Genomic DNA, 14058 nt, shown 5'->3' with positions numbered 1-14058 from the left:
AACCCGGCCGAACCTTCATAGCCGAACTCGTACGTTCAAATAAATAGAGCAGAACAGGATCTAAAAATAGACTGCTCTACTCCCTATTCAACTGAAACCGAAATCTATCATAACACGAAAAAAAATCGCTTAGTAGACTAGACTTTTTGTTTTATTTTTTGTAGGCATCGCACTGTAAATCTTCTGACACTTCTGTAATTTCCACTTCAACACCTAATTCTTTTAGCACCGCTTCAAGCGCAGAGACGATTGAAGCTTCTCTCACTAATTCTTTCCCATTTACAGAAACACTCGTTCCATATTCGAAACAGGAATCGTCTTCACAAGTTTGTTCCCAATGATTAATTTTAATTTTATGTGTCATGAACTCATCCTTTTCTGTCTAGATGTCTGATGCATGATTATAGTGTAGCGGCTTCACATTCATTTGTAAATTTACGTGCTTACTCTTCTTCATCAAGGTCATCATCATATTCTTCGTCGTCCCATTCATCTATGTATTTCGTTGTAACGAGAGTCAGCTCTCCTTCTTTTTCATCAAACCGGTACACATGTACTTGATCATCTTTCACAACAGCAAAATGATTATTTTTTAGTGCAGCAGATGATGGTAAAACTCCATCTGCATTTTCATGAGAATGGTTATTCCAACTTTCTTGTCTCGTTTCAATGTTTGAGATAGCGCACGATCCAAACAAGACAACAATTCCAATCAAAAGAAGGATCACTCTAATCCTTCTTAATTCAAGCTCTGCATTTTCCATATGAATTCTCTCACCCTTCTAATATCCAATAAGGAATTATACGGAAAATTGGCAGAAAAGTTTCATTGCATACAAAATAGCCCCTCTGCACTGACAAAAAACGTAGCGGGTTCCGGCCGGTTTATTCGCAGAGGCATGGGGCTATTTTAAATACAACATATCCTATTCTAATTCTAGATTTACATTCTTTTGAGGTGCAAATGTAGAAATGGCGTGTTTATAAATAAGCTGCTGCTTCCCTTCTGTTTCAAGCAGCACCGTGAAATTGTCAAACCCTTTCACTTGACCGCGAAGCTGAAAGCCATTCAGCAAGAATACTGTGACAAATGTATTGTCTTTGCGGATCTGATTCAAAAACTGCTCCTGAATATTAATCGGTTTCATGTTTCGTCCTCCTTGATTCTGATAACTACAGTTTCGCTTTAAGTCCAAGCTTTCCTGCTATATATGCGAAAATTTCCTCTTTTTTGTCTGAAAAGTGGCAAGGCGGTGTCATATCAAACCAAGTGACCGCCATTTTATTACGGAACCACGTGAACTGACGCTTCGCATATCTACGGGAATTTTGCTTTAATTGCTGGATGGCTTCATCAAGTGAGCAGTCACCTTGAAAATAGGCATACAGCTCTTTATAACCAATGGCTTGAACAGACTGACAATCCTTCAAGCCAGATTGATAAAGTGCTCTCACTTCTTCAATTAAGCCCTCATCTATCATCATATCAATTCTTTGATGAATGCGCTCGTACAAAACCTCTCGATCCATTTTCAGCCCAATGAAGGCTGTATCATAAAGAGGAACTTCTTGATGCCCGTTTTGCATCTCCGACATTTTCTGACCTGTTGTATGAATCACTTCCAACGCCCGGATCACGCGGCGGACGTTATTTGGATGAATAGCGTTTGCCGCATCAGGATCTACTGCCTTTAGCTTTTCGTGCAGCAAAAGCGCGCCGTGCTGCTGTTCAAAGAGCGTCATTTCTTCTCTAAAAGCAGGATCACTTTTCTCATCCGTAAATGTGTAATCATATAAAACAGATTGGATATAGAGGCCTGTTCCGCCGACAATCATTGGCGTTTTCCCTCTAGCGGCAATCTCTTTGATCTTCGAACGAACCAGCTGCTGAAATTCAGCTGTCGAAAAAGATTCGTCCGGCTGTTTAATATCAATTAAATGGTGCGGGATGCCATTCATTTCTTCGGGGGTGATTTTAGCTGTTCCGATATCCATCCCTTTATAAATCTGCATCGAATCCCCGCTGATAATCTCTCCATTAAATGCTTTGGCTATATCAATGCTCAATTTGGTTTTGCCGACAGCTGTCGGCCCTACTAACACGATTACTGGCTGCTTCGCTTTATTCATAACATCACTCACTTTTACAAAACTGCCTACAGTATAGCATAACTTTTCTTACTCTCCTATATCCTGCCCATCACCAGCCAAGCGGTTCATTTCCAACCACCTCATATGTTTTTCCTTTTAAACGATGCTTATGGGTTGGCCGCTTCTCATCTGGACTATAGACGACACCTCCATATGGGATGGGAACAGAATCGAGATAGGCTGAATAGGTGACTTCCTGGATCTCGTGATAATGTGTTCCATCCACTCTCGGAATTGCAGGCCCTGTGACCCCGTAGTACCTGTGGAAATGCCCTCTTTCAAAGGAGGTGATTCCGCGATAAAAATGAGTATGCCGGTCGGTATTGCTTCCATTCACAGGCTGAGAAATACCTTCTATTAAATGATAATGCCCCTCTGTTACATCCGTACGTGCTTTATATGCATGAGCATGCGGCGGACACTTTGCCCAATCAGATGGATACAGGCCCATTTCTAACATTCCTCCTTATATTAGGCGTTCACCCAAACATATGTAGACAACTGGAATACACTGATGTCAGTTACAGTGATTTTATGAGAAAGGAGCCTTTCATTATGAATTATTTTGACGCACCTCCGTTTATTCAAGAAGACATGAGAAGACCTTTTGGATTTGGGTTTGGCCGCCCTGGTTTTGGATTTGGGAGACCCGGTTTTGGATTTGGCCGCCCAGGCTTTGGCTTTGGAAGACCTGGATTCTTTGGACCCCCATTTTTAGGTGGTTTTGCTGGCGGTCTGCTTGCTGGATCTTTGCTTGCTCCAGGATTTGGATATCCTTATCCGCCATTCCCGCCATATGGACCATACCCTTGGTATTAAATATGACGTTTAAGTGAAAACATCCGTTCATAAAATGAATCGATTGACACACTCTTTTTTCATGGGTTAACATTTACTTTACCGACTGTTCAGTAAAGTAGGTGTTTTTTTTATGTCTAAAACCAAAAAAGAGCAAATTTTTGACGCGGCTGCCAGCACAATTCTAAAAGAAGGAGTCAGCCAGCTCACCCTTCAGCAGGTGGCAGAGCATGCAAATATGACCAAAGCTGGTCTGCTTTATCATTTTTCAAGCAAGGAAGAGCTCGTCCAAAAAATGAATGAGCATGCGATTCTTTGTTTTCGTCAGCAGCTCGAGACGTATCAAGAAACATACAAACACGAAAAAGCGCCTTATGTACGCGCATATATATTGGCCACATTACATGATCTAGATATGCAGCATACGACCCAGCTATGTACAAGTATGCTGGCTACGATGTCATTTGATGATGCGCTGCTGCAACCTTGGCGTGATTTTTATGCGGAGTTCAAAGAAAAAGCATCTGAGGAAATAAGCGATCCTGCACTGAGTCAGCTGATCCGCCTTGCATGTGATGGGATATGGTTTTCAGAAATGTTTCAGCTTGAACCGCTGAAAAGAGAGGAAAAAACCCTTTTACTTCATCGAATTTTACACCTATTAGAGGAGGGATGATCATGATCCTCGGATATCTTTTTTTGGCTGTTGCCATTTTTTCAGAAGCCATTGGCGCCGCGATGTTAAAATTATCAAATGGCTTTACGCGCTGGAAGCCTAGCGCTGCCGTTGTGGCTGGCTATACACTTGCTTTTTATATGCTGTCATTGACGCTCAATATCATTCCGCTAAGCATGTCTTACGCAACATGGTCTGGGGTTGGTACGGTCCTCACGGCTATTTTTGGCGTGCTCTTTTTCAAAGAAACCTTGAACCAAAAAGCAGTCATTGGCATGGCGATGCTTGTCTCAGGGGTCGTACTATTGAATATGTCATAAAGGATGTGAGAGATCATGAAAGGAATGCTCTACTTAACAGGAGCCATTTTAACGGAGGTTTTTGGCAGTACAATGCTGAAGCTTTCACAAGGCTTTACGCAGCTGCTGCCGAGTATTGGGGTACTGATCGGATTTGGCTGCGCCTTTACTTTCCTCAGTTTGGCACTAAAAACCATTGAGCTTTCGTCTGCCTATGCAACCTGGTCTGGCGTTGGAACAGCCCTTACCGCTCTTGTAGGACTTGTGCTGTTTAACGAAACCATCAGCACGAAAGGCTTCATCGGCCTTGCACTTGTCATCTGCGGCGTGATTGTCTTAAATCAATCCAAGAAGCAACAGAACGAAACCAAAGCACAACTCGATCAAACCGAATGGACGTCATAAAAAAAGTCATTTTCTCCATATTTCAAGAGAAAATGACTTTTTTGTTTTTAACGGCCGACTTGAATGGTTTCTTCTAAAGAAATGTTCACATTCCCCTGAACAGCTCTTGAGATCATACATGAGCTTTCGGCTTTATGCGCAAGCTTACGGGCAAGCTCAATTTCATGTGCAGAAGCGGACTCTTTAAGTGTGATGACAGGTCGATGAATGATTTCCTCATAAGTAAACACACCATTTGTCACATCTACGACGGCTTCAGAGCTCATCGATAGATCCTCTTTCTCTAATTGACTCCGCTCCATCATGGCTGCAAGTGTAATGATATAACACGTAGCCGCTGCACCTAAGAGCATCTCATCTGGATTGGTTCCAACACCAGGACCGTCCATTTCCTTTGGAATCGAAATCTTTGTTTTTAATTGTTCACATGCGATTGTACCCACATCGTTACGCAGACCAGGCCAGCTTGCCTGAAGATGAAAATGATGACGCGCCATATCCGTCTCTCCTTTTGTTATCACTGTTCATAGTGTAACAAGAATTCCCCTGCTTGTCTTAGCATGTGCACAGCCATTATGTATATTCTTCATCCAGCACTGTCCGAATCGCCCTGACATAACGATAGAATGTCTCGTTTTTTGTACTTGACCGCCTCCGAAAATCGAAACTGTCAAATAAAGCTTCACGCTGACTTCTACTAATCTCAAGCTGCACACTCTGCCCTGTTTTTGTAAGATTATTAATATTATGATTGCTTGTCCCGCTCAGGGTTGCGTGTGCGACAGCTAGTTCAGCAGAAAATCCGTTCCGCTCTAATGAGTTGACAATTTTCTCTGCACGGTCGTAATCTGTTCCGCCGACGAGAGTATGGTCAATTCCTTCCTCGCCTTTGTATCCATGCACTGCTAAAATGTAATCATGTGCTTTTGCCTGCGCGACGCCGATTGGCTCATCAAAGTTTGTACTTGTAATATGAAGTTCTGATGCATTCTCTCTTAGACCTTCAAATAAATACGTCGAAAAATCGTTGTCAAAAAAATGGACGATCTCGCTCACGCCGCCTTCGATCCTCCCGCCATGAGGTGACATCACAAGAAGGCGGCTGCCGGGCACTGGGTTGGCTGTAATGTTATAGCTGCTCGTTGATTCGTTTTCTTCAAGTTCTTTAAAATTTCGATAAATATCATTTGAACCGCTTTCGTCTTCCCCACCTGATGACACTGGCTCATCATGTTCCTGTGCTTGCATGGTATAATAAACGCCCCATCCGATCGCAAGCAGGAGAAGCAAAGCAAAAAACTTCTTCATTCCCGTTCTCCTTTAACAGATTTCTAAGCCGTTTCTATGATTTATATTGAATCATCATTTCTTATCATTTTTTCCACATTTTCTCTTCACGTTTGATCATAACACTCTAGATCATGAGATTCCTCAAAAATAAGATAATTGCATTTATATACACAGAAACGCCTCTCCTCTTTGAAAACAGAGTTAGAATAGTATGACAAACAAATGACGTTATGTTTAATATGACCTAGTCCTATCCAGTCTGTTTTCTTTAATTCGGCTTTTTTTGATAAGGATTTGATGTTTTCCATCTGTCACGCATCACATTTATATGAGCATTGACCCTGTCCACAGCCCTCCTTTTTCTGCAAAATCCTCTGTTTCACTGGTTCTCTCAGAAGAACTCTCCCACCTATCATCGGCAGATTCTAAATGATTTCCACCTTTTTCTATTATTTTACAAAATGTAAGCGCTTTTCTTTTTTGAAAGACATAAGCAAGCCGCCAATATAAAGAAAAGGAGGGACAAGAATCCGAACCAAGCAGTTCTCATTCTCATAACGTAAGAGTGTACGAGAATGGATAGCTGGAATGGAGGGCATCACATGTTTGGATTTTCTATGGTGCAGATGGTCAGAACACATGCTAGTAAACTAGATCAGCCTTTAAGAGAGACCGTTCTTCACCTTTATAAACCTTTTAAATGGACGCCATGCTTTCTTCATCGTTTTTTCGAAGGCAGGCTGAAGAAGAAAAAGAAGCTTCGTGTGATCATTGAATTTAAGGAAGGTGCAGCCGAAGCAGGGATTCAAAGCACAAAACAGCTCATGAAAAAAAGCAGAAAAACAAATATAAAACGGCATTTTTCACATATCGACTGCTGCGCTGCTGATCTAACGCCTGCTGCTTTAGAGGAGCTATTAGCAAATGGGGAGCATATTCGTAAAATTTATTTAGACCGGAAAGTTCATGCGCTGCTGGATGTAGCCGCACAAGCAAGCCATGCTGAAGAAGTCATCCGAAACGGGACAACTTTAACCGGAGAAGGAATTACGGTCGCTGTCATTGACACAGGAATTTATCCGCATGAAGATTTAGATGGAAGAATTCGAGATTTTGTGGATTTCGTCAAACAAAAAACAAAGCCTTATGATGATAATGGCCACGGTACTCACTGCGCGGGAGATGTCGCGGGAGATGGAGCCGCTTCAGACGGCTTATACAAAGGACCTGCCCCAAAAGCAAATCTGATTGGCGTGAAAGTGTTAAATAAACAAGGGGCTGGATCACTTTCTACTATTATAGAAGGTGTTGAATGGTGCATACAGTTCAACGAAGACCACCCTGATGATCCGATTCATATTATCAGTATGTCGCTAGGCGGAGCTGCGCAGCGTTATGATGACGAACAGGACGATCCAATGGTGCGTGCTGTCAATGCGGCTTGGGATCAAGGCATTGTTGTATGCGTCGCTGCAGGAAACTCTGGTCCTAACAGCCAGACAATTGCAAGCCCTGCTGTCAGCCAAAAAGTCATTACGGTCGGAGCCTACGATGACAGGAATACACCAGAATCAAGTGACGATGTCGTGGCACCGTTTTCAAGCAGAGGACCAACGGTTTACGGGGAGGCAAAACCTGATATCCTCGCACCAGGCGTAAACATCGTTTCTCTCAGATCACCAAGATCCTTTCTGGATAAACTCGATAAATCAAGCAGAGTCGATCATGATTATACAACGTTATCTGGCACATCGATGGCAACACCGATTTGTGCTGGTATTTGCGCTCTACTACTAGAGCATTCACCAGATTTAACACCGAATGAAATCAAAACCCTGTTAAAAGAAAATACAAGCAAGTGGTCTGGGGATGACCCGATGATTTATGGAGCAGGTGCAATTGACGCAGAAAAAGCAATCAAAGAATAAAGAAAAAAGCCCTTTACGTTTATGCGTAAAGGGTGTTGTTTGTCTCATTTTTAAGTGTGAAGTCTTTCATCTACTTGAGCAGCTGACATGTTATGCTTCGTTCTCATACATCTCATCTCCTTTTTGAATGTGCGTACGCGCTTCGATCACAATCTCAAAAAAAGTGGAGGATTCCTTGTACATGTCGCGTTCCTTATAATAATTAGCCGCATCAAGTGCTAATTCCTCTAAATCAGCAAACATTTTTTTATTTCTCAGACCAAAAAGGGCCGACCTCAATTGCTCACAGCCGTCTTTCTCTATATAGAGCGCCTGCAAAAATTGGAATTTCAACTGATAAATTTCATCTTCCAATACACAAGCCTCTTTCATTCCTGTAGATATGGCCTCGCCCGCCCGCTGAATATCTCCGAGTTTAAAACAAGTAAGGGCAAGTGAAAACAATGATTTGATCATCGTGGATGCTTGATCTTTCTGATAAAGTGAGATGGCTTGTTCAAAAAAGACAGTCGCTGTATGGTACGTTCCCATACTATAATGGCAAGTGCCTAAGTTATTAAGAGCCATTGCTTTAAAGTAAGATGTGCATTCTTTTTGTTCCATCGCTTCACAGACCTTTAACGCTTTTTCTAAATAAGGAAGCGCTTTTTGATACTGATTAACATCAATCCAATTACCTGCCATGACAAAATCACATTGAATGCTTCTTTTTCCATAAAGCTGATGTTTCTTGTAGATGTCTCTTGCCTTTTTAGCGTAGTGCATGGAGAAATAGGTTTGTTTCATATGATAGTATACTTCTGCGATTTTATAGTAAAATTCTGCTTTTTCAATCTCATCTGTCACTAAAATCAGTTGATGTTCAGCATGCTTGTAATATGAAATGGCCTCGATATAGCGGCGCTGGATAAACGCATACATTCCATGAAAAAAATGAAAATAATAGCCGAGTAAGCCTGTCATCTCATCTTCTGCATCGTCAATTTCTTTAGGAAAGGACACTGCTTGAAGCGTTTCACTCCCTGCATGGACTGGCGCTAAGTGCTGAAGCATCATTTGATGGCGAAAATCCATTAGAGAATAGTATAGGAGTAAATCTTGATCCTCTTCCATATCATGAATTTCTTCTTCAACAAGGCGCTTCATGCCGTTTGCCTGTTCAACTTCAAATTTGCAAATATGCGTGTACCATTGATTGATCTTTACACCTACTTCGGAAGATGGTATTTTGTGTGCCATCCACTTCAGCCCCATTCTATCATATCAAACTGATAACTATTATTTTACATAATTTATGTTTTTAAGGCAAATTGTAAGTTATTACATATTTTATGTTCAAATTGCATATTCCTATCTTTTTTACCAAGTTTAAATAGAGTACTTTTGCCCATCAAAATTGTTTTACGAAGAAGGGTCGAATTCTCTGAGCACTTCTTTTAACGCATTAATATAGCGTCTGAATGCTTTTTTCTTTCCCTTTCTCGTATCAAAATTGTCAAAAAAAGCTTCTCTTTGCGCTGTACTAATTTCGAGCTGCACGCTTTCACCACTCGCATTTCGATTATTTATATTTTTAGGGTCTGTACCAGAAAGCCGTTCGCCTTTTTGTACCATTTCTGCGGAAAATCCCCGATCTTTTAGTTCTCGTACAACTGCTCTTTGCATTTTTTCATTTGTGCCGCCAACGAGCGTGTGTCTTTTATCACTTTTATAGCCGTGGATGGAAACTGAAAAAGGATACGTTTTAATCATTTGAACCAAAATGGGTTCATCAAAATTGGTACTCGTGATATGCAGGTCCCGGTTATTGTCTTGCTTTGTACCTTCGAACAAATACGTAGAGTAGCTTTCTTGAAAGGCTTCTACAATTTCACTTGTTCCTGGTTCAATGTCACCTCCATGAGGAGAAAATACGAGTAAATCACTTCCGCCCTTTTCGTGAAATTCTATCTCATAACCGTCTCTTTCATATCGCATGAGCTGTTTAAAGTTTTCATATTGATCGCCTTGTTTTCGCTCTTTTTGATACTTTTCTACCTCTTGATGATGCTGCTTTTGCTCTTTTTTTTCTTGAACAGAATGGCTGCATTTCACCATTAAAAGAGTACACAGAATAAGAAAGATGAATCCACATATTAGTAACCTTTTCATTTCACCGCTCCTTTTTTCTCTTAGGTGTCATCTTACCGCAATATTTTACTATCAATGGCTTAGAAAATTCAAAGGTTGTCCGGCTCATTTGAATGAATCAGGAGAAGTTACCTGTTTTTAATGTTATCTAGGTATTTCAGAGGTCTTTAAATTTTTGTTGTGAACGTAAAAACTAAATCGTATGACCTCATTTCAATTTTAGTTAAAACCACCTACAAAAATGGCAATATTACTCTTTTCTTCAAACAAAAAAGCTGTAAACAAAAGGAGTGCCCCCTTCAGTTTACAGCTAGTCTCTGTATATCATCATTACATTCTTAATTCATTCTCTAAAGCTGTCATCACTTCATCTTGCGTCAGTCCCTGTGCAAGTGAAATCTCACTCACTAACATACCTCTTGCATCTTCAAGCATCTTCTTTTCACTTGAATTTAATGCTTTCTTCTGATTTCGTCTCATTAGATCTTTGACAACGTCTGCACCATCTTCGATCGCACCTGTTTTTAGCTTTTTCAGATTTTCATCATATCTTTGCTTCCAAGTAAGCGTGTCGTCGTTTGTTTCTTCTGCAAAATTGTTCATCACAACTTTCAGCGTTGCTTGATCTGCTACCGGACGTATACCTAGTTGATTGATTCTGCCTTTTGGGACCATCATCTGCATATTCGGCATTTGAATCAGGAAATATTCCTGCGTCTTACCTAAAATCTCTTTTTCTTCCATTCCTTCAATCACACCGGCTCCATGCATTGGATAAACAATTTTATCACCTATTTGAAACAAATCCGCCACCTCCGAAAGTATTCACAATATCATTATAACACATTTCATCAGAGGATAAAAATTTATATTTTATCATGTTAATTTAGCACTAGTCAATTCTTTTTATTTGAGTTTTTTCAGAAAAAGGCCTTTTTTTATAAAAGAAGCAAGAGCATCCAGTCCTCATGACTCTTTCTTGCATATACTAGCATTGAGTCACATTTAGGAGGGATGACAATGTGCAAATGCAAGTGCAAACATTCCCACTCACACTGCCATAAAAAGCATGACGATCATTGCCATGAGGATCCATGTAGAGAAAAAAAGTTTTGTCATAAAAAAGATAAATGGTTTGAGAGCGATTTTTGGGATACCTCTCGAAGCTACGATCCCTGTTATTTTCCTAAAAGTGTCTGCAGCAGATGTAAAAAGCGTCGCAGAAGAAGACACAGCTACACAATTTAAGGCTTGACGCTTTACCTGCTTTTCCTTTTCCCGGCTGAAAGGCCGGTTTTTTTCTTTTATATGGATAGGCTCATGAAGCAGATCTGTCTCATAGGATATGGCAACCTGACATAAAGGATGAGATATACATGAACGATATGAACAGCCAAATGAATCATTATCACCAAGAAAATCCCTATCACACATTTGAAAATGTGTATACAGCCAATCATGAGCATATGGTCGCGCCAAACATGCATGATCATATGAATATGCCAAACCATTATCATAGCGGCAAAAAAGATGTGTATAACGCGCACCATCCACATCATCATTCAGTTTATTCACCGTTTCCAAATCAGCATGATACCTTTTCAAAGCATGTTCCAATGAAGGCCCATCATCATCTAGGCCATTATGGTGGATACGGGATGATGCCACATCATCCATATGGTTATCAAGATATGCATATGATGATGCCAACAAACCAGCAAATGCCAGGCCATTATTACGGAATGAATCAACCAAATGCGCTATTTCCCCGCTATTACTAAAGAATGACAAAATAAGGGTATAATATCCCATTTAATACCATATGGTAATATGGTAACATTATAGGTAAATAATGGGTGTAATCATCTATTATTTACCTATATTCAACAAGGGGGAAGGAAAAAATGAAAAAAACGTGGACGATTCTTATGATGGGGATGCTCACATTGGTTATGGCACTGTCAGTACCGCTTTCTGCATCTGCTGAGGAAGCCGGCAAAGCAACAACCAATGCAAGACCAGCTGCACTTTACGCAAAAATTACAGGAGCAAGTAAGCAGGAATGGTCTTTTTCTGACATTGAGCTGACGTACAGCCCAAATTCTGTTCTAAGTCTTGGTGCGGTTGAGTTCACTCTGCCAAAGGGTTTCCAAGCAACAACTAAAGACATTATGAACGGTAAAGCATTAAAAGACAGCTATATTTTGAACAACGGACAAACCGTTCGTATCCCGCTCAGATTGGATTTACTTGGAATTTCCAAATATACATTAAAGCTTTCACATAAAGTACTTCCTGCTGCAGGTACATATACGTTCCGTGCAGAAAATCGAGCCATCAGCATCGGTTCCACATTTTATGCAGAAGATACGATTGATATTAATACACGACCAGTTGTGGTCACACCACCAGATCCTTGCGGATGCTAAATAAAAAAGCGCTCTGATTAGAGCGCTTTTTTTATATCACATCACCCGTTTAAACATCTTCTCCATTTCATAAGTGGAGTGATGAATGATGATCGGCCGGCCGTGCGGACAGGTGAATGGGTCCTTCGTTTGCCGAAGTTCATCTAATAAGGCTTTGATTTCATCATGACGCAAATGACGATTTGCTTTGATTGAGCCTTTACAGCTCATCATAATCGCCGCTTCTTCTCTCAGTTTCTTGATATCAACACGTTTTTCATTAAGCACTTGCTCTATAATCTCTTCGATCAGTTCAGCCTCTTCACCTTTTGGAAACCACTGCGGATGCGACCGAACGATGTAGCTACCTGAACCAAAGGGCTCTAAGAAGACCCCCACTTTCGCTAGAATATCCTTATGCTCTTCAATGATCAGCATATCGTTTTTAGAGTAGTGAAATGTTAAGGGGACGAGCATTTCTTGCACTTCCTGCTTGATCTCTCCCACCTTCTCACGATAATACTCATACTTGATTCGCTCTTGAGCCGCATGCTGGTCGATGATATAAAGACCTCGTTCATTTTGAGCCAAAATATATGTGCCGTGCATTTGTCCAATTGGATACATCACAGGGACGCGCTCATTTTCAGGAATTGTTTCTGTCATTTCTTCGTGCAGTACCGTCTCTTCATATTCAAGTGAAGCGGCGGATTCCTCTAAATGAACACGCTCAGATGAGGCTTCTTCATAACATACTGGTGATGAGGCTTCTGTCTTCTCTTGTTTAGGTATGCCGTATGCATCGGTATGACTTGTCTCGTATACGATCGATTCGAGCGGCTCCGGCTGATAGGTTAGCGGTGTTTCCGCTGGGCTTTGTTTTCCTTGTTTCGCATCGAAGGTTAAGGATTGCTGCTCATTTTTCACAGCTGGCATTGGTGCTTTTTTTGGTACTGAAGCACTTGGAATGAGCTGCTGCTTTTGAAATACTTCCTTAATTCCTTGTTTAATCAGCTCATGAAGTTCCTGCTCTTTACTTAGTCTCACTTCAAGCTTCGAAGGATGAACGTTCACGTCCACTAGAATGGGATCCATCTTCATCTCAATAAATGTAATTGGATGGCGGCCAATCGGAAGCAGCGTGTGATACCCTTCATGGATGGCTTTCACGAGCGGAAAATGTTTGACATATCGGCCGTTTACAACAGAAGACATATAATTCCGTGATGCCCTCGTCACTTCTGGTAAGGAAATATATCCTTTCACTTCAAAATCAAGTGATTGTACGTGAAGCGGCAGCATTTTTTTAGCCACAGCTGTCCCGTAAATGGCTGCAAGTACATGACGTACATCTCCGTTTCCATTCGTCTGTAGCAGGATTTTCCCTTGATGACGCAAACGGATCGATACTTCGGGATGAGCTAGTGCAATTCGATTGACCACATCCGATATGTTGCCAAGTTCCGTATGAACGGTTTTCATGTATTTTAGGCGGGCTGGCGTATTGTAAAATAAATTGGTGACCACAATCTCGGTGCCGCGGCGGCCAGAGGTTTTTTTCTCTGAAATAATCTTCCCGCCTTGCAAAGCTAAGTGTGTCCCAGCTCCTTCGCCAGTACTTGTTTTCATTTCTAGATGAGAGACGGACGCAATACTTGGCAGCGCCTCTCCTCTGAATCCGAGCGTTCTAACACGGAACAGATCATTTTCGTCTTTGATTTTACTCGTTGCATGACGCTGGAAGGCGAGCTTACAATCTTCAGCATCGATTCCAACACCATTATCAATAATCCTGATAGAAGAAAGACCTGCTTCTTCTACATCGATTTCAATGACTGTACTTTTTGCATCGATCGCATTTTCCACAAGCTCCTTTACAACAGAAGCCGGACGCTCAACCACTTCACCTGCAGCAATTTTATTGGATAGGTCATCGGATAACTGAATAATCTTTGCCATTTCTGCTCACCTCA

The 14058-nt window shown here is 41.2% G+C and carries 18 protein-coding genes; 7 read left to right on the top strand and 11 right to left on the bottom strand.

Features of this window, described 5'->3' with window-relative positions; genetic code table 11:
• Positions 1-151 precede the first annotated feature (151 nt).
• The 5 genes from NSU13_RS08575 to NSU13_RS08555 form a co-directional block, all read right to left on the bottom strand.
• Complete coding sequence (locus NSU13_RS08575; protein ID WP_003212415.1) at positions 152-364, bottom strand: hypothetical protein; 213 nt, start codon at positions 362-364, stop codon at positions 152-154.
• Between the two features lie 79 nt (positions 365-443).
• The gene (locus tag NSU13_RS08570; protein WP_024424087.1) at positions 444-764 is read right to left on the bottom strand and encodes a YmzC family protein; all 321 of its coding nucleotides are present in this window, start codon (positions 762-764) and stop codon (positions 444-446) included.
• Between the two features lie 162 nt (positions 765-926).
• Positions 927-1148 carry an RNA chaperone Hfq gene (gene hfq / locus NSU13_RS08565; RefSeq protein WP_024424088.1) on the bottom strand — a complete coding sequence of 74 codons (222 nt, stop codon included), beginning with the start codon at positions 1146-1148 and terminating at the stop codon, positions 927-929.
• Positions 1149-1173: 25 nt separating this feature from the next.
• Positions 1174-2130 carry a tRNA (adenosine(37)-N6)-dimethylallyltransferase MiaA gene (gene miaA / locus NSU13_RS08560; RefSeq protein ID WP_034281931.1) on the bottom strand — a complete coding sequence of 319 codons (957 nt, stop codon included), beginning with the start codon at positions 2128-2130 and terminating at the stop codon, positions 1174-1176.
• A 70-nt stretch (positions 2131-2200) separates the two neighbouring features.
• The gene (locus NSU13_RS08555) at positions 2201-2602 is read right to left on the bottom strand and encodes a YmaF family protein (RefSeq protein ID WP_252050449.1); all 402 of its coding nucleotides are present in this window, start codon (positions 2600-2602) and stop codon (positions 2201-2203) included.
• A 104-nt stretch (positions 2603-2706) separates the two neighbouring features.
• Between NSU13_RS08555 and NSU13_RS08550 the strand changes: the two genes are divergently transcribed.
• The 4 genes from NSU13_RS08550 (at position 2707) to NSU13_RS08535 (ending at position 4329) form a co-directional block, all read left to right on the top strand.
• Entirely contained in the window at positions 2707-2970 is a 264-nt protein-coding gene (locus tag NSU13_RS08550) for a hypothetical protein (RefSeq protein WP_025093279.1), read from the top strand.
• 112 nt (positions 2971-3082) lie between these two features.
• Positions 3083-3625 carry a TetR/AcrR family transcriptional regulator gene (locus tag NSU13_RS08545; protein ID WP_342489989.1) on the top strand — a complete coding sequence of 181 codons (543 nt, stop codon included), beginning with the start codon at positions 3083-3085 and terminating at the stop codon, positions 3623-3625.
• Between the two features lie 2 nt (positions 3626-3627).
• On the top strand, positions 3628-3945 hold the full coding sequence (locus NSU13_RS08540) for a multidrug efflux SMR transporter (RefSeq protein WP_034281927.1): 318 nt from the start codon (positions 3628-3630) through the stop codon (positions 3943-3945).
• A gap of 15 nt (positions 3946-3960) precedes the next feature.
• Positions 3961-4329: a multidrug efflux SMR transporter gene (locus tag NSU13_RS08535; RefSeq protein WP_034281925.1), complete on the top strand. Its 369-nt coding sequence runs from the start codon at positions 3961-3963 to the stop codon at positions 4327-4329.
• Between the two features lie 47 nt (positions 4330-4376).
• Here NSU13_RS08535 and NSU13_RS08530 read toward each other — a convergent pair whose 3' ends face one another.
• Both NSU13_RS08530 and NSU13_RS08525 read right to left on the bottom strand, forming a co-directional pair.
• Entirely contained in the window at positions 4377-4826 is a 450-nt protein-coding gene (locus tag NSU13_RS08530) for an OsmC family protein (RefSeq protein WP_034281924.1), read from the bottom strand.
• Positions 4827-4902: 76 nt separating this feature from the next.
• The gene (locus NSU13_RS08525; RefSeq protein ID WP_024427035.1) at positions 4903-5637 is read right to left on the bottom strand and encodes a poly-gamma-glutamate hydrolase family protein; all 735 of its coding nucleotides are present in this window, start codon (positions 5635-5637) and stop codon (positions 4903-4905) included.
• Positions 5638-6221: 584 nt separating this feature from the next.
• Between NSU13_RS08525 and NSU13_RS08520 the strand changes: the two genes are divergently transcribed.
• Positions 6222-7547, top strand: coding sequence for a S8 family peptidase (locus NSU13_RS08520; RefSeq protein ID WP_101677169.1), 1326 nt, complete (start codon positions 6222-6224; stop codon positions 7545-7547).
• A gap of 90 nt (positions 7548-7637) precedes the next feature.
• On the opposite strand, the gene NSU13_RS08515 is transcribed toward NSU13_RS08520, so the two are convergent.
• From NSU13_RS08515 to NSU13_RS08505, 3 genes are all read right to left on the bottom strand, one after another.
• Positions 7638-8786, bottom strand: a complete 1149-nt coding sequence (locus NSU13_RS08515) for a Rap family tetratricopeptide repeat protein (RefSeq protein WP_034281920.1) — start codon at positions 8784-8786, stop codon at positions 7638-7640.
• A 162-nt stretch (positions 8787-8948) separates the two neighbouring features.
• Positions 8949-9698 (bottom strand): poly-gamma-glutamate hydrolase family protein, encoded by a 750-nt coding sequence (locus tag NSU13_RS08510; protein WP_065214380.1) that lies wholly within the window; start codon positions 9696-9698, stop codon positions 8949-8951.
• A 309-nt stretch (positions 9699-10007) separates the two neighbouring features.
• Positions 10008-10481, bottom strand: a complete 474-nt coding sequence (locus tag NSU13_RS08505) for a CarD family transcriptional regulator (protein WP_024424099.1) — start codon at positions 10479-10481, stop codon at positions 10008-10010.
• Positions 10482-11053: 572 nt separating this feature from the next.
• Here NSU13_RS08505 and NSU13_RS08500 point away from each other — a divergent pair.
• Together NSU13_RS08500 and bslA are read left to right on the top strand one after the other, a co-directional pair.
• The gene (locus NSU13_RS08500) at positions 11054-11458 is read left to right on the top strand and encodes a hypothetical protein (protein ID WP_111927418.1); all 405 of its coding nucleotides are present in this window, start codon (positions 11054-11056) and stop codon (positions 11456-11458) included.
• 123 nt (positions 11459-11581) lie between these two features.
• Complete coding sequence (bslA, locus tag NSU13_RS08495) at positions 11582-12106, top strand: biofilm surface layer hydrophobin BslA (protein ID WP_111927416.1); 525 nt, start codon at positions 11582-11584, stop codon at positions 12104-12106.
• A 36-nt stretch (positions 12107-12142) separates the two neighbouring features.
• On the opposite strand, the gene mutL is transcribed toward bslA, so the two are convergent.
• On the bottom strand, positions 12143-14044 hold the full coding sequence (gene mutL, locus NSU13_RS08490) for a DNA mismatch repair endonuclease MutL (RefSeq protein WP_342489988.1): 1902 nt from the start codon (positions 14042-14044) through the stop codon (positions 12143-12145).
• Positions 14045-14058 lie beyond the last annotated feature (14 nt).

The sequence above is a fragment of the Bacillus sp. FSL M8-0049 genome, assembly GCF_038593355.1.
In the GTDB taxonomy this organism is placed as follows: domain Bacteria; phylum Bacillota; class Bacilli; order Bacillales; family Bacillaceae; genus Bacillus; species Bacillus safensis.
Note: the sequence above shows the minus strand (reverse complement) of the source record. Positions and strands in the feature narration are given on the sequence as shown.

Bases quoted from the DNA above. Each gene is read 5' to 3' on its own strand.
- NSU13_RS08575 (WP_003212415.1), bottom strand. From the start codon at position 364: ATGACACATAAAATTAAAATTAATCATTGGGAACAAACTTGTGAAGAC.
- NSU13_RS08570 (WP_024424087.1), bottom strand. From the start codon at position 764: ATGGAAAATGCAGAGCTTGAATTAAGAAGGATTAGAGTGATCCTTCTT.
- hfq (WP_024424088.1), bottom strand. From the start codon at position 1,148: ATGAAACCGATTAATATTCAGGAGCAGTTTTTGAATCAGATCCGCAAA.
- miaA (WP_034281931.1), bottom strand. From the start codon at position 2,130: ATGAATAAAGCGAAGCAGCCAGTAATCGTGTTAGTAGGGCCGACAGCT.
- NSU13_RS08555 (WP_252050449.1), bottom strand. From the start codon at position 2,602: ATGGGCCTGTATCCATCTGATTGGGCAAAGTGTCCGCCGCATGCTCAT.
- NSU13_RS08550 (WP_025093279.1), top strand. From the start codon at position 2,707: ATGAATTATTTTGACGCACCTCCGTTTATTCAAGAAGACATGAGAAGA.
- NSU13_RS08545 (WP_342489989.1), top strand. From the start codon at position 3,083: ATGTCTAAAACCAAAAAAGAGCAAATTTTTGACGCGGCTGCCAGCACA.
- NSU13_RS08540 (WP_034281927.1), top strand. From the start codon at position 3,628: ATGATCCTCGGATATCTTTTTTTGGCTGTTGCCATTTTTTCAGAAGCC.
- NSU13_RS08535 (WP_034281925.1), top strand. From the start codon at position 3,961: ATGAAAGGAATGCTCTACTTAACAGGAGCCATTTTAACGGAGGTTTTT.
- NSU13_RS08530 (WP_034281924.1), bottom strand. From the start codon at position 4,826: ATGGCGCGTCATCATTTTCATCTTCAGGCAAGCTGGCCTGGTCTGCGT.
- NSU13_RS08525 (WP_024427035.1), bottom strand. From the start codon at position 5,637: ATGAAGAAGTTTTTTGCTTTGCTTCTCCTGCTTGCGATCGGATGGGGC.
- NSU13_RS08520 (WP_101677169.1), top strand. From the start codon at position 6,222: ATGTTTGGATTTTCTATGGTGCAGATGGTCAGAACACATGCTAGTAAA.
- NSU13_RS08515 (WP_034281920.1), bottom strand. From the start codon at position 8,786: ATGGCACACAAAATACCATCTTCCGAAGTAGGTGTAAAGATCAATCAA.
- NSU13_RS08510 (WP_065214380.1), bottom strand. From the start codon at position 9,698: ATGAAAAGGTTACTAATATGTGGATTCATCTTTCTTATTCTGTGTACT.
- NSU13_RS08500 (WP_111927418.1), top strand. From the start codon at position 11,054: ATGAACGATATGAACAGCCAAATGAATCATTATCACCAAGAAAATCCC.
- bslA (WP_111927416.1), top strand. From the start codon at position 11,582: ATGAAAAAAACGTGGACGATTCTTATGATGGGGATGCTCACATTGGTT.
- mutL (WP_342489988.1), bottom strand. From the start codon at position 14,044: ATGGCAAAGATTATTCAGTTATCCGATGACCTATCCAATAAAATTGCT.